Annotated in this window: 13 protein-coding genes; 2 read left to right on the top strand and 11 right to left on the bottom strand. The window is 69.1% G+C overall.

Features of this window, described 5'->3' with window-relative positions; genetic code table 11:
- Nucleotides 1–53: 53 nt before the first annotated feature.
- The 5 genes from K1J60_RS44760 to tap all read right to left on the bottom strand — a co-directional run bounded on the left by K1J60_RS44760 (nucleotide 54) and on the right by tap (nucleotide 6562).
- A complete protein-coding gene (locus K1J60_RS44760; protein WP_220652041.1) occupies nucleotides 54–455 on the bottom strand; it encodes a DUF6009 family protein in 402 nt (133 codons plus the stop codon).
- Nucleotides 452–1966: a DNA primase family protein gene (locus K1J60_RS44755; RefSeq protein WP_220652040.1), complete on the bottom strand. Its 1515-nt coding sequence runs from the start codon at nucleotides 1964–1966 to the stop codon at nucleotides 452–454. The genes K1J60_RS44760 and K1J60_RS44755 overlap by 4 nt, the downstream gene beginning before the upstream one ends.
- Nucleotides 1963–3078 (bottom strand): bifunctional DNA primase/polymerase, encoded by a 1116-nt coding sequence (locus K1J60_RS44750; RefSeq protein ID WP_220652039.1) that lies wholly within the window; start codon nucleotides 3076–3078, stop codon nucleotides 1963–1965. Before K1J60_RS44750 ends, K1J60_RS44755 begins: the two co-directional genes overlap by 4 nt.
- 616 nt (nucleotides 3079–3694) lie before the next feature.
- A complete protein-coding gene (gene tpg, locus K1J60_RS44745) occupies nucleotides 3695–4252 on the bottom strand; it encodes a telomere-protecting terminal protein Tpg (protein WP_220652038.1) in 558 nt (185 codons plus the stop codon).
- Nucleotides 4253–4264: 12 nt separating this feature from the next.
- A complete protein-coding gene (gene tap, locus K1J60_RS44740) occupies nucleotides 4265–6562 on the bottom strand; it encodes a telomere-associated protein Tap (protein ID WP_220652037.1) in 2298 nt (765 codons plus the stop codon).
- 190 nt (nucleotides 6563–6752) lie between these two features.
- On the opposite strand from tap, the gene K1J60_RS44735 reads away from it, so the two are divergent.
- Both K1J60_RS44735 and K1J60_RS44730 read left to right on the top strand, forming a co-directional pair.
- A complete protein-coding gene (locus K1J60_RS44735) occupies nucleotides 6753–7004 on the top strand; it encodes a ribbon-helix-helix protein, CopG family (protein ID WP_220652036.1) in 252 nt (83 codons plus the stop codon).
- 2 nt (nucleotides 7005–7006) lie between these two features.
- Entirely contained in the window at nucleotides 7007–7378 is a 372-nt protein-coding gene (locus K1J60_RS44730) for a toxin Doc (RefSeq protein WP_398684405.1), read from the top strand.
- A 43-nt stretch (nucleotides 7379–7421) separates the two neighbouring features.
- On the opposite strand, the gene K1J60_RS44725 is transcribed toward K1J60_RS44730, so the two are convergent.
- The 6 genes from K1J60_RS44725 to K1J60_RS44700 form a co-directional block, all read right to left on the bottom strand.
- Complete coding sequence (locus K1J60_RS44725) at nucleotides 7422–7805, bottom strand: DUF6009 family protein (RefSeq protein WP_220652035.1); 384 nt, start codon at nucleotides 7803–7805, stop codon at nucleotides 7422–7424.
- Nucleotides 7806–8007: 202 nt separating this feature from the next.
- Nucleotides 8008–9537: a DNA primase family protein gene (locus tag K1J60_RS44720; protein WP_220652034.1), complete on the bottom strand. Its 1530-nt coding sequence runs from the start codon at nucleotides 9535–9537 to the stop codon at nucleotides 8008–8010.
- Nucleotides 9534–10574, bottom strand: a complete 1041-nt coding sequence (locus K1J60_RS44715; protein ID WP_220652033.1) for a bifunctional DNA primase/polymerase — start codon at nucleotides 10572–10574, stop codon at nucleotides 9534–9536. Before K1J60_RS44715 ends, K1J60_RS44720 begins: the two co-directional genes overlap by 4 nt.
- A gap of 1025 nt (nucleotides 10575–11599) precedes the next feature.
- Nucleotides 11600–11944, bottom strand: coding sequence for a hypothetical protein (locus K1J60_RS44710; RefSeq protein ID WP_220652032.1), 345 nt, complete (start codon nucleotides 11942–11944; stop codon nucleotides 11600–11602).
- Nucleotides 11945–12213: 269 nt separating this feature from the next.
- Nucleotides 12214–12525, bottom strand: a complete 312-nt coding sequence (locus K1J60_RS44705) for a replication initiation protein, RepL2 (protein ID WP_220652031.1) — start codon at nucleotides 12523–12525, stop codon at nucleotides 12214–12216.
- Nucleotides 12522–12974, bottom strand: coding sequence for a MarR family transcriptional regulator (locus tag K1J60_RS44700; RefSeq protein WP_220652030.1), 453 nt, complete (start codon nucleotides 12972–12974; stop codon nucleotides 12522–12524). Before K1J60_RS44700 ends, K1J60_RS44705 begins: the two co-directional genes overlap by 4 nt.
- Nucleotides 12975–13758: the final 784 nt, after the last annotated feature.

Genomic DNA, 13758 nt, shown 5'->3' with positions numbered 1-13758 from the left:
CCCATCGGTGCCCAATCAACTCCAGCGGCCCCAGGTGTTGCGCATGCACCTGGTCACAGGGGCAGCGTAATGCCCAGCTCCCGCATCGCCGTCGACGGCGGCCCGCCCTCGGACCGCTCCGTCTTGCGCCCCTTGATGCCGGGAGCCAGCGTGCGTGGGTCCACGGCCTCCGCGGGTGCCCCGGTCGCGTACAGGCCCTCGGGGTCGGTGTCCCGGTCGTGCGGCAGCAACCAGAAGACCCGGCGGCGGAACGTACCCGAGGAGCGCGACGGCTTGGCGTCGGGAGCCAGCAGCGCGTAGCCGACCATCCGGCCGTCCCTGTGATAGGCGGGCTTGCCCCGCCGGGTCGGCAGCCGGTCGAGGCTCTGGCGTACGTAGTCGAGTCCGTCAATGTCCTCGAGCCAGACGAAGTCGGCCTCGTGGACGATCTCGTCCTCTGCGATGAGGGCACTCATACTGCCTCCTCGTCGGCGACCAGTCCGATGCCCGGGTAGTACTTCCGCTGGTTGGACAGGATCATCTCCTTGGGCGACGCCAGTCCCACCACTTCTCGGACCCGCGCGGCGAAGGCCCGGGACGAGACCGCCGGGGCCCCCTCATTCTGGCACCACACCTTGTAGGCCGCGTAGAGGTGCGCTTGTTCCGTCCTGAGGTCCGGGTCCAGTCGGCAGGACTCGCCGAGGAAACGCCCGGTGTGGTCCTCGGTCTCCGCGTACGCCGTGGTGGCGATCCGGACACGTTCGGGCCCGGTGAGGTCCTTCTCGCCGCTGAGGTAGCGGCGGGCGCCCAGGATCAGCCAGTTGAGGATGCCGGGACCCTCTTCGGTGACGAGGACGTCCGCGAGATTGTCGATCTTGCGGTCGTCGGGGACGACGCGCTCGAACGGGATCAGGCGCATGCGCCGCCAGAACGCGAACCCGCCGGCGCCTACTTCGGGCCGGTGATTGCCCAACAGCCACAGCTTGTGGGTGGGTTCGAAACTGAAGAAGTCCTGACGCATGCGCCGGGCCTTGATGCGGTCGCCGCCGGTCAGCAGCTTGACCCTGGCCTCGTCGAACCGGTCGCCCGGCTTGACCTCGCTGCAGACGATGACGCGGCGGCCGTGCAGTTCGGCCAGGTCGGTGGGGTGACCTTCGTACGGGCGGGCCATCAGGAAACCTGGCGGAGCGGCGTCGGCGTAGTCACCGACGAGTTTCATCAGCACGTCCAGCAGCACCGACTTGCCGTTGCGGCCGGAGCCGAACAGGAACGGCATGACCTGCCCGCCGACGTCCCCGGTGATGGAGTAGCCCAGCAGCAGATGGAGAAAGTCGATCATCTCCGCGCCTTCGGGCCCGTCACCGAAGGTGTCGATGAGGAAACGGTCCCAGCGCGGGGTGGGCATCGGCTGCGGGGCTGCGGTGGTGGAGCGGGAGTGGAAGTCCTTGTTCGGGTCCGGCGTACGGATCAGTCCGGTGCGCAGGTCGACGATGCCGGCCGGGGTGCACAGCGCGTACGGGTCGGCGTCCAGCCGGGCCGCGTTGAGCACCATGCCCGGAGCGGATCTGGCCTGGGTGAGCATCGCGTTCATGCCACTGGTGCTGAGCGCGCGGCGGCGGTGCTGCTGCAGGGCGGCGGGGGTGAACACACCGCGCGGGTCGGTACTCGCGAGGGACTCCGCGAGATCTCCGGCGGCCCACATCACGGTGTCGTCCTCGTCGACCTGCCAGCGGGTGCTGTCCCAGCGGAACCAGCCGAGGCCGGGAACATGCCGGTAGTCGTCGGAGTACAGCTTGACGAACAGTTTGGCGTTGCCGCGGTCGCTGAGCGTGTCGGGCAGCAGGCCGTCGGCGGTCGCCTCCCCATCCCCCCGTGCGGCGGGGACGTCCCCACCCACCCGCCGGGGCCCCGGCACAGTGGGCTGCGCGAGGATCTGCAGGGCGACCGCCTGGGCGTCGAAGAGGGTGCCGTCGTGTTGGGAGGTCATGCCCGGCCTCCCAGGGACAGCGGACGCAGTCGGCCGGCGCCCAGACCGCTGCGGATGATGGCTCCGTAGCGTCGCTCCTGCCCGGGGCGGGCGTGCTCGGCCGCCTTCGTCAGGGCCTGTTGCGCCTCCTCCTCCAAGAGGTGCCCGGCGGCCACGAAGCCCCCGGCGGTGTAGGCGGCGCGGTTCAACTTCTCGGAGAACGCCGCTCCTTCGGGTACGGCGGCGCAGTCGGCCACTTCTGTGAGCACAGTGGCCAGGGCTCGGCTCACGGCCCCGCGGCCGCCTCCTGCGGCAATGACCGCCTGCCGGGCGCGGGGTGGCACCGGAGGCCGGGGCGCGGGCACGTGCGCAGGCGGCAGGTGGCCTGTGCGGGCCAGTTCGTGGGCGAGCCAGTCGGGCAGAGGAGCGGGCTCACGTACGGCACCCAGGGGCTCGTACACCCCGGACTCGGTCCGGGTACCCGGGGCGACGATGTATCCACCGCCCGCTCGTACGTCGACCTGCCAGGCCAGCGCTCGGCTACCGCTCGACCCTGTGGAACTTTGCCACCGATCTCGGTGGGACACCCGGTACCAGACATGCAGGCCCCCGGACGGGGTTCGCACGCGCAGGGTCCTCTCGTCGTCGGCGGGGCTGTTGACGCCCCGCAGGGCAGCCAGCAGACCGATCGTGTGGAACCCGTTGGCAAGTCCGGTCAGATCGATCCCGTCAGGGATGCCGATGCCCGGCAGCAGACGGTTCCGGTCGGGCAGCCTCCTCTCGTGGGCGTCGACGTCGATGACCACCAGTCCTGCGGGGGCGCAGGCGACTCCCACACCGAGGCGGGGGTGAGCGCCCCACCACTGCTCGATCCTGGTTGCGTCCAGCGTGGCGGCGTGGAATCCGTGACACCAACGGCCGGCGGCGGCGCAGCCGCATGCCTCGCGGGTGTGGTCGGCTTCCCGGCAGGGGGCGCAGTTGCCCGCAGGCGTCTTGCGTCCCGGGGCAAGGGGATGAACCGGCCAACCCCGGCCCGCACACCATCGAGCGGTGACCAGTGAACGAGGGACGCCTGATGCCTGGGCATCCGATCCCCCTGAGTCGCTGCATAAAAAAGGCAGCTCAGCAGCCATGCGCATCCCCCATAAGCGACTCAAGCGACTGAACGACTGGAACAGACTAGCGAAACGGAGGTGACGGAAGGAGACACGTGTAGGAACTGAGCCAGAAGACGTCGGCAAGGATGCGAGCGACTCAAGGGGCGGCCCAGCGACCGGGGTTGCTTGCGTCGCTTCCCCAACCACACTGCGTTGAAGCAGGTCACAGGCCTTGAGAGGATCCGATCAGCGACCGAAGCGACTCACGTTCCCTCTATGTCACCCCCACGCGCATACGGGCTGGTCCCACTCCCCATATATGCACAGCTCGGGTCGCTTCGGTCGCTGATCAGTGCTCGATATCGACCTGACCTGCTGCTTTACGTCACAGGCAAGAGCTACCGACGGCGCGTCCTGTCGCTGTTCTCCAGTAGCTGCCGGAGTCATGCGATCCGTGGCGGCCCACCACCTGAGCGCGCCGACGGCTCAAGCGACTCTCGAGCGAACCTTCCTGGCCGGACCTGAGCGCCAGTGAGGGCGTCGCGGAGCGGGTGCACGGAATCGCCGCCCCGGGCACTGCGCCCTGGCCAGGTGGGCATTCGGAACCGTCGGCGGTCCCGTTTGGCCGGATCGGGTCGCTGTTCGCGGGGAGCTACAGGTCGAAGTCGAGGTGGTCGATGTCGGTGAAGCGGACCTCCTCCAGCTGGCCGGCGCGGCGGCCGCCGTCCTGGAAGTACACCTCCTTGAGCCCTTCGGCGGTGATCTCCCTGAGCTGCTGGTCGGTGGCCCCGGCGGCCTGGGCGTCGAAGAGGCGGGCCGCGTACTGCGGCGGCAGGGCGACCGTCAGGTGACGGAGCCGGTCCTCGTCGGTGGAACCGATGGGCGCGGTGTAGCCGATACGGGCGCGGGTGTCGATGATGATGCCGCCGGTGGTCGCCGCCCGTTGGCGGGCCCTGGCCCGGACCTGGGGCTGCCACCGCTTCTTCACCTCCCGCTCCAGGCGGGCGGCGAGGTCGGGGCGCGGCTTTTTGATCTGGTCCTTCACGTACCGTTCGACGGTGCGTTGGGAGACCCGCAGGAGCTGGGCGACCGCCCGGGTGCCCTTGAGCTGCTTGACCAGGTACCGCATCTGCGCGGGCGCGCTCTTGGGTGCCGGGCGGGTGAACGCCTTCTGCATCGCGGCTTCCAGGCCGTCCCCGAACAGGCTCATCGTCGCCCTCTCCTACTCTCCGTTGTCGATGTCGGTGACGGTGCCGTCCTTGATGTAGCGGGCGAGGTTGAGTTCGGGGGCGTCGAACTGTTCGCGCACTCCCTCGCCCCACAGCACGCTCTGGGTGCCCTCCCACTTGACCAGGCCGGGGTTCACTCCGAGCTTGAAGCCGCCGGGCAGCGGCTTGCCGTCCCGGTAGGGCAGGAAGTCCAGCGGGGATGTGCCGTCGGTGGCGTACACGACGCAGTCGGAGAGGACCGCGATCGGGTACTGGCCGGTGAAGGCCGCGTGCTTGACGATCTTGCGGTGGAGGTTGATCCGGGTGCGGGAGATGACGGCCGCGCGGATGTCCGGCCGCCAGGTCGGGCGGGACAGGGCCCGCCACGGCTCGCCGGGCCGCCACCCTTCGCCGCGGGGCCGCTCGCGCAGCTTGCCGAGGCCGCCCTTGACCGTGGCCTTGACCGCGGAGACCACCAGCGCCAGCTGTGGGTCACGGTCGCGGTAGCCGTCCATCGCCGTCAGGAACTCCTCCGGCGCCAGGTCCGCGGTGACGCCGAGGTCGGCCATCGTGGCGAGGTAGGCGTCGCGCAGCCGCTGGTACCAGCTGTCGAGGTAGCGGCCGTTGTCGGGGCGCACCCACGCCTCGACCGGGTGCACGTCGTAGCCGAGTTCCACTGCGTATGCCACGGTCGGGGTCGCGTACCAGGCAGGGCCCTCGGGGCGTTCGCCCTTCGGTGTGAACGGGCTCGGCAGCAGGTCGCCGTCCAGCTCCACCCACTTGTCCTTGGCCACCTTCACCCGCGACAGGTCGACGTGGCTGAGGTCGACCAGCCAACTCCCCGGGAGTTTCGGGTCGAACCGCGGCCGCTCGACATGTGTCGGCGCGCCGAGTCCGACGATCAGCCCGTTGGCGCCGGCGGCGAAGGCCATGTTCACGTCGATGCCGACGAGGTTGCGGCGCATGCACTCGTCGTCGGTGAGCGGACGCGCCCAGTCGCACGCCTCCTCGAACAGCTTCTCGCCGGGGCCGCGGACGTGGAAGCGCGGCAGGTCCTTCAGCAGGGGGTGCCCGTCGGGGGCCTCGCACGGTGCGCAGTCCACCGGGTCCCTGCCGAGCGAGCCGGGGTTGTGCTCGGAGTGCCGCTTGCCGTCCTTGTCCGGCGCGGAGGCCCGGGTCGGTGGGTGGAAGGCGGTCATGAGTTCCAGGCCGGTCACGGCGGTGGAGCCGCGCGGTGTCATCACCCTGGTCGCGTAGAGGCCCAGGACCTGGGCGAGGGCGGCCGCGGGAAGCTGGGCGGCCTGGCCCCAGTGGCGGGAGTCGAGGGCGTGCCAGGACGGGATGCACAGCTGGACGCAGGCCCGCTCCGCCCCCTGGGCGGGGCGATAGATCCGCGCCCACGGTCCGAACCCGCGCTTGGTCAGCTTCCACTCCGAGCGGGCCAAATGCCTGACGACCTTGTGGTTCTCCGGGATCCGCCCGGCGCGCCGCTCCTCGTCGGTGAGAGCGACTGGCAGGCCGTAGCGCTTGAGCGCGGCCTCGGTCAGCACCAGCAGCGGGTCGGCGTCCTTGCCCGGCCCGGACAGCTTCGGCTGCCCCAGCCGGGCCTCCCGAAGCGTCCAATCGACCAAGGCCGGGATCGACTTGGCGGGCACGTCCAGGACCAGTCCGCCGACGCAGTATGCGTACACCTGGCCGTCCTGGACGTCGACGACGGCGAGCGGACCGTTCTCGAAGCGAGAGTCGTCACCGTCTGCCGTGGTGCCGGCGGGGGCGGCCTTTTGTACGGCCGGGCGCCGCGACGAGGGCGTCCCCGCCGCCGTGCCCGTCGATGTCTGTTCGGTGGTGCTGGGTGGTCGTGAGCGGGCGGGCGGCGAGGCGGTCCTGGAAGGGTGGCCGGTGTTCTGTTCGCTCGTCGCCCGCGAGGTGTGCTCCGGTGAGGGATCCGGTGCGGGCTCCGGTGAGGGAGTCCGTGTCTCCGTGGCTGTGACCGTGGCAGGCACCGGCGTCTCGGGGGTGGCCTCATCCTGCACGCGGGCGGAGGCGGGGGTGCGGACGTCGGCACCGGCTTCGGCGGGATAGAGCTCCGCGAGCTTGGCGAGCAGGCGCGCGTACGCGTCCCGTTCTGGCGGCCGCGGCTCGGTCCTGCCCGATTCCCAGCCGCCGACGGTCGCCCGCCGCACCTGCAGGGCCTGCGCGACCTCGTCCAGCGTGAAACCGTGCGCCTGACGCAGCCTCTTGCGTTCCGACGGCGGGGGTAGCGTTGCCCGGGACGCGATCAGGGCGTCGACCCGGTCGAACAACTCGGACATGTGCACCTCCTGTTTCAGACTCTAGCGTGATGCGTACGGTTCGCGTACGCATCACGTACGGATGGCGTACGACGACCTGCGGTGCGCGTGACCGCCCAAGCCGCGGCCGGGAAGACGCGACCCTCACCGTCACCATGGCCCGAGCCCCGGACCGCTGGGCCTGCTGTACACCTTGCTGTACGGTCGGAGTATGTCGAAGTCAGTGACGATCCGGGTCTCCGAGGAACTTCACGCCCAGTTGCAGGAGCGCGCCGCGGCCGAGGACACCACGGTGACCGCGCTCATCACCGAGGCCGCGCGCGACGCGCTCCGCGACCCCCGGCTGGAGAGCGCCACCGAGGTCTTCCGCGCGTTCGTCGCCGACAACGCGGGTGCGTTCGACGCGGCCTTCCCGGAGGACTCCCCCGCGCGGCTGGACGCCTCCGGTCAGGCTGCCGCCTGACCATGGAGCTCCACGTCGACATCCGCTGGCTGCTGGAGCGGCAGGCGGACGTGCTGCCCAAGCACCCGTCGGTCCATGACTTCTCCAACCTCGTGGCCGCCGTCGCACGCCACCGGGTGAACACGCCCCAGGTAGGTGTCGCTGTCGACAACGCCTGGCGCGCGGCGGCCCTCATGCACGCCGTCATCCGGCTGCGCCCCCTGCCGGCCCGTAACGCCCTCTACGGCGCGGCGCTCGTCACGGCGTACATGGACGCCGCCGGTGAGGCTGTCGACCCGCCGTACGGCGCGTTGATCAACCTGGCCCGCGACATCGACGCCGGCCTCGCCGACGGATACGACGCGGCGGACCGCATCCGTTCCTGGCGGATCTGACCGAACGAATGGGCGGGGCCCGGGTCTTGGCCGGGCCGGCTGGTCAGGAGCGCAGGCCGGTTATGGCACCGGGTCCGCTCTGCGAGCGGGGGGTCTTCTCTCCGACCTTCTTCACGTCGATGGTGCGCGGGTCCACGGCTTCGCCGGGAGCGCCCTCGCGGTACAGGCCGCCGGGGAGGCTGTCGCGGTCGTGCGGGAGGAGGAAGAAGACACGGCGTTTGTACAGGCCGCTGTCCGGGTCGGGTTCCGCCTGGTCGTCGAGGAGGGCGTAGCCGACCATGCGGCCGTCGCGCGCGTAGGGGGGTTTGGTGTTCCGGCGCCGGGTCTTGTCGAGGGCCTGGCGGACGTAGTCGAGGTTCTCGGGGTCTTCCAGCCACACGACGTGCTCCTCGTGGGTGAGATCGCCCTCGGTCAGTAGCGAGCTCATGGCTGCTGCCCCTCCTTCGTCTGCCGGGCCGGGCGGTGGTTCGCCTCGTCGTGTGGTGTGCCGCCCGCTGCCGGACGCGGTCCCGCAGTCTCATGGTAAGCCCGGCGCGCGCGGGCGGGTGAAGAACGTCGGGTGTCATGCCGGGTGTGCTGATGACCGGTGCAGAGGAGGGTCAGCTCGCCGGTCCGGCGCGGGAGTTGGCTCATGAGGGATGGTCCAGGAGCGCGAGGCCCGGGTAGTACTTGCGGCCGTTGGATTTGATCATGTCGGAGGGTGAGGCGAGGCCGACTTCCTGTCGTACGCGGGTGGCGAAGGCGCGGGTGCCCGCAGGGCGGATGCCTTCGCCGGTGCTGCACCAGGAGGCGTAGGCGGTGTAGAGCAGGCCCTGTTCGACGCGCAGGTCGGGGTGGGCCTCGAGATCGCGGGTGCAGCATTCGGTGAGGAAGCGGCCGATGTGGTCCTCGGTGTTGGCGTACGCGGTGGTGGCGATGCGTACACGGTCGGGTCCTTCGAGGTTGTCACGGGTGGACAGGTAGCGGCGGGCGCCCTCGATGAGCCACTGCAGGATGCCGGGGCCCTCGTCACGGACGAGTTCGAAGGCCAGGTTGTCGATCTTGCGGTGGTCGGGGACGGTGCGTTCGAAGGGCAGCAGGCGGATACGGCGCCAGAACGCGAAGCCGCCGGTGGATACTTCGGGGCGGTGGTTGCCGAGGAGCCAGAGGTGGTGCGTGGGAGTGAAGGAGAAGTAGTCCTGCCTCATCCGGCGCGCCTTGATCTTGTCCCCGCCGGTCAGGAGCCGGACGCGGGCTTCGTCGAACTTGTCGTTGGGCTTGAGTTCGCTGCAGACGATGAGGCGGCGCCCGTGGAGTTCGGTGAGTTCGGTGGAGTGCTCGGAGAACGAGCCGCGGTCCATGAGGAAGCCGGGCGGAGCCGCGTCGGCGTAGTCGCCCAGGATCTGGATCATGGTGTCGAGGAGGACGCTCTTGCCGTTCTTGCCGTGTCCGTGCAGGAAGGGCAGCACCTGGGCGCCGACGTCGCCGGTGATGGAGTAGCCGAGCAGCAGGTGCAGGAAGCCGATCATCTCCTGGCCTTCGGCGTCGTCGCCGAAGGTGTCGTGCAGGAAGCGGTGCCAGCGGGGGGTGGGGGTCTGTTGCGGGGCGACGCTCGTGGCGCGGGAGTGGAAGTCGCGCGTGGGGTCGGGCTTGCGCAGCAGGCCGGTGTGCAGGTCCACGACACCGGCGGGGGTGCACAGCGAGTAGGGGTCCCCGTCAAGGGTGTCGGGGTCGACGGACAGGTCCGGGGATGCCTTGGCCTGGGTGAGGAGTGCCTTCATCCCCGTGGTGGACAGGGTGCGCTTCTTGTGATGGTGGAGTTCACGGTCGCTGAACAGCCCGCGCGGGTCGCTGTCCGGCATGTCCTCGGCCATCTCGCCCGCAGCCCACAGGGCGGCCTTCTCACCCCCGCCGCGCTTCCAGCGGTAGCCGTCCCAGGAGAACCAGCCCAGGCCTTCGACGTGGCGGAACTGGTCGCGGTAGAGCTTGACGAACAGCTTGGCGTTGCCCCGGTCGGTGAGTGTGCCGGGGAGGGGGGCCGACTGCGCCCAGGAAGGAGGCGACTGCGAGGTGTTGGTCTGGGCGGGCAGGGCTGCGGGCGGGGAGGACGCCTGCTCGAGGTCCAGCATCTGCTGAGCAGCGGCACTGGCGTCGAAGCGCGGGGTTCCGGCGCTGCTCATGAACGTCCTTCGAGGTGAAGCGGGCGGGCTGCCCCGGCGGCAAGGGCGTCGTTGATGATGCGTTCGTTGCGGGCGCTCTGCCAGGGCCGCGCGGCCTCGGCGGCTTGGAGCAGGAGAGACCGGGCGGTCTGCTCATCGAGATGTCCGGCTGCCGTGAGGCCTCCGGCGGTGTAGGCGGCCTTGTTGAGCTTCTCGGTGAAGGCAGCGCCCTCACGCGTGGCCGCACACTCGGCGACCGCGTGGAGCAAGGGGTCAAGGACTCCTTGTCCGCGGGCGCCGGCCCGGGAACGTCGGGCCCGGGAGACCGCGGGCCGGGGGCGGACCTTGGGGGGCTGGATCACGTGGCCGGTCCTCACCAACTCTTCACCGAGCCATTCGGGCAGCGGCGCGGGCAACCGGGTCGCCCCTTCACGCACGTACGTGCCCTGCGGGGTACGGGTGGTGGGGGCGACGATGTAGCCGCCGTCCGCCCGTACGTCGACCTGCCAGGCCAGGGCGACCTTGGAACTCGACCCGGTCGAGCAACGGAACCGGGTGGCCGGGTGGGGATTGCGATACCAGACGTGCAGGCCCCCCGACGGGGTCCGCACTCGCAGGGTGCTGTCGTCGTCGGCGGGGCTGGGCTGTCCGCGAAGGGCCGCCAGGAGCGCGAGGGTGTCGAAGCCTGAGGCCAGCCCCCGCAGATTGACGGAGTCATGGATGGCGATGCCGGGAAGCAGGCGGTCGCGGTCGGGGACCGGCGCGGAGTGGGCGTCGACATCGATGACGATCAGGTCCGCTCCCCCACAGGCGACGCCGACGCCCCAGGACGGCGTACGGGACCACCAGGCGTCGATGCGCGTGGTGTCGGTCGTGGCGGCATGGAAACCATGGCACGGACGGCCTGCGGGGAGACAAGCACAGTTTGCTGGCTGGTGGTTCTGCCCCCTGCAGGCCGCGCAGTTGCCCGCAGGCGTCTTGCGCCCGGCCGCGAGGGGGTGCACGGGCCAGCCTTGCTCCGCGCACCACCGCGCGACGGCGTGCGGTGTGGCAGGCATGGCATGGCCTGCTGGCACTCTCGTCACGCTACGGCCGGCCACGGGTCTGTCCTTCTTCGTGGGTTCCCGTCCCTCGGCCCCTGACAGGCCAGCTGGTGCAGTGCTGGAGCGAGAGACCCAAGGGACTGGAGGGACTGTGTTTCGAAAGAGAGTCTAGGACCCAGGCGCGGCGGTGGATGGCAGCTCCCCCGCGTGGCGGCATATCAGCTGCCCGGTCCCTACAGTCCCTTGAGCCACTCCTAGGCGCAACCCATGGGAAAAATGCCCCACTCACGCCAGGGACTGAACCCGAGGGCGGGGGAGGGTCCGGGAGTAGCCGGGCACCCCACGAAGGGACGGAGGGACGGAGGGACTTACCGGACCCTTTGGTCCCTGTTGTTCAGTCCCTGGAGAAAGTGCAGGTCAGGACGGCTGTGGGCCTCCCGGAAGGGACTGAAGGGACTGAAACTCGCAATTATCAGCTAACTATGTACATGGGGAAAGATACGCGCGCGCTCGCGCATACACGCATGCGGGAATGGCTCATAATAGAGAGATTCAGTCCCTTCAGTCCCTTTCTAGGGCCTCGTAACCGTCTGAACTGCGCTTTCTCCAGGGACTGAACAACAGGGACCAAAGAAGTCTCAGTCCCGCAGCCCCTGCGTCCCTGGCTCTGCTCGCAGTTGACCGCAGACGGCTCGCCATGGACTTGAAGGTGCTCAGCGCAGATGACTACGAGTCGGTGCGCCGGGCCGCAGGAGCATCGCCGACGGCGTCGGCACGACCGGGCGGGAACTGATCCGAACCGCAGTCCTTGGTGTCGTCAAGGGAGCCGCCACCGCCGCAGGGTCCACACTGGTCCCGCTCGTCCTGTGGTGGGTTCAGCACAGCTAACACGGCCGTTGTCCGGGGACTGTTGCCCCGGGACAACGCATGTCCGCCAGATCGGCAACCGCCGCTGGCACGTCAGCCCAGAGCAGTCATGGCACCACGACGAACCCGAATACCCAGCCGCTCGACGGTGCCTCAGCAAGGCAAGCGCAGCGCTAGGCCCGCCGTGAGCCCACCGTCATCAGCGAGCAGCTGCTGCGCGCCGCCCGCGACATGCTGTCCAACCCCTGGAGAACAACCGCGACTTCACAGAACGCCTTGCTGCTGCCCAGGCCCTTCTTGCACTCCTCGAACGTCATCGTCCGCGTCGGTTCCAGCGCCGTCGCCGCCATCGGGGCGGACGACGGCTCCTCCCCCGCTTCCGCCGCCATCCCGAAGGCGCGGCGCGACAGCGGCACGTACGAGACCGCCGGCCCCACCGTCTCCGCAGTCAGTCCCACCCCCGGCTCGCTCTGCCCAGCCAGCTCCCGCGGCCGCTCCAGCCCCTGACTGCTTCGCAACTCCTCCAGGGAGCATTGATGGCGAACTTCCAGACTGGCGAGATCCCCCCCCGGCTTCGCGTTTCACCGAGAGCGGCGGGCTCATCCACTACAAGTACGGCATCGTCCTGGCCGTCCCGACCAGCCAACCAGGAAAAGGGTGACTGGGGCATCCGGTTGCTCTCGTCAGCCCGCCGCCCGGGCCGTCATGTACGTGAGGTCAATGAGAACCGACCCCGGGATCGGTTCTCATTGACCTCACGTACATGAGTTCTGGTTCTTGAAACCGTTCAGGTTGCGCGGCGCAGAGGAACGACAACGTCCTCGCCGGTGCTCTTCTCGCTGAGCCGGTAGTAGCTGATGTGTGCGAGGCGCTCGGATTCCTCGAGCCATCCGGCCTCCACGACCTGGCGCCGGGTGCGGGAGAAGACGGTCGGGGACATGCCGACGAGCTTGGCGAGGTTGGCGCCGGTCTCGATGACGGCGCCGGCGCGGTCGGTGGGATGTACCGCGTAGAGCATGACGACCAGGCGCTGGTTGGCGGTCATGCCGGCGGTGCGGTGGAGGACGTCCAGGAGCTTTCGCTTGTCGTCGTTGTTCACTGGGCCTCCTGCCACGAAGGGGACGTGTTGTCGAAGCCGGGGATGTCCGGCGGGTTGCACGTCTTGATCGCTTCCCGTTGCTCGATCCCGGTCCCGTGAAAGGCAATGTACGGGCTGATCCGGTAGAGCCTGTAGTTGCCGATCCGACCGCGCTCGATCAGGATGCGGCGCTTGAGCAGTTTCCGGTTGATCTTGCCAACGGCGTCGGCGGTCATCCCGACCTTCTTGGCGATGTCCGCGCCGGTCGCCCTCAACGGTGCCATGCCCTGCGGAGAGACCCCGATCCACCACAGCACCAGATACTTCTGGCTCGGGGTGAATTCCTTGCTCTCAGTGATCGCTGCGACTCTCGCCTTGTCGACCTGGATATGTTCGCCGGAGAAGGCATAGGGCGCATATGGGATGGCCTCGCCCGTGTCCGCATCGACGAGTCTGCGTGCTGCTCCCAACGGGCCCTCCGTAGCTGGGCATTGCGTCGACGTGCATGAGCCGCGGCCCTCAGGCCGACCAGATGAACTTAACGTACATGAGCACGGAGTCCATGAACCCTGCCCCCAGGGCGTGTCGCTCAACCTGACGCCGATCCCTCACTCATCCTCCCGGCCTGGACCGGACACCTGCTGATGGACCTGACGTCAATCTGGTCGGATCCTTCAACCGTGGTCCGAGTTCTCAAGACATGGGCACTCAGGCTCATCAAACTGTCTGCCCTGCCCTCAGAAACCGGATGCACGATGGTGTGGACTGGGTGCCAGATCACCAGGTCTGGATGGACATGGGTGTTCCTGCAGGTCAGGGTGCTCTCGATGCCTGCGCTCTCTTTAGCAGTAGCACCGGCTGTCACCTGCAGCAGTCCTCGCACACACCGTGCCCTGAAAAGCAGTCGCGCACGGCATTGCTAAACGCCTCCCTACGGGGCGCTCACATCCGTACCCACTCCCACCGGTCGGCACAATGCCTCGTCCCCTCCCCCATCCTCAGCCCACGAAAGCACGCCACGACGCGACCGCAGCCGACGAACCACCCGCCACGTGTGCCTCCGTCAGCCCCCACCGGCCCCAGCCACGTTGCCCCTTGACAACACCCAGCAAGCCGCAGCCGCCCGATCACCTCCGGCCCCGTCGGTGCATCGGAGGCCCCCCAAGGGCCGAGGATGTGCCGCCCCTTAGAACTCCTAACGAAATGATCTTCGAGGTGGTTGGATCGCTCGGAGATCGTTGATCCGGGGGTGTG

Source organism: Streptomyces akebiae, from assembly GCF_019599145.1.
Classification (GTDB): Bacteria; Actinomycetota; Actinomycetes; order Streptomycetales; family Streptomycetaceae; genus Streptomyces; species Streptomyces akebiae.
Note: the sequence above shows the minus strand (reverse complement) of the source record. Positions and strands in the feature narration are given on the sequence as shown.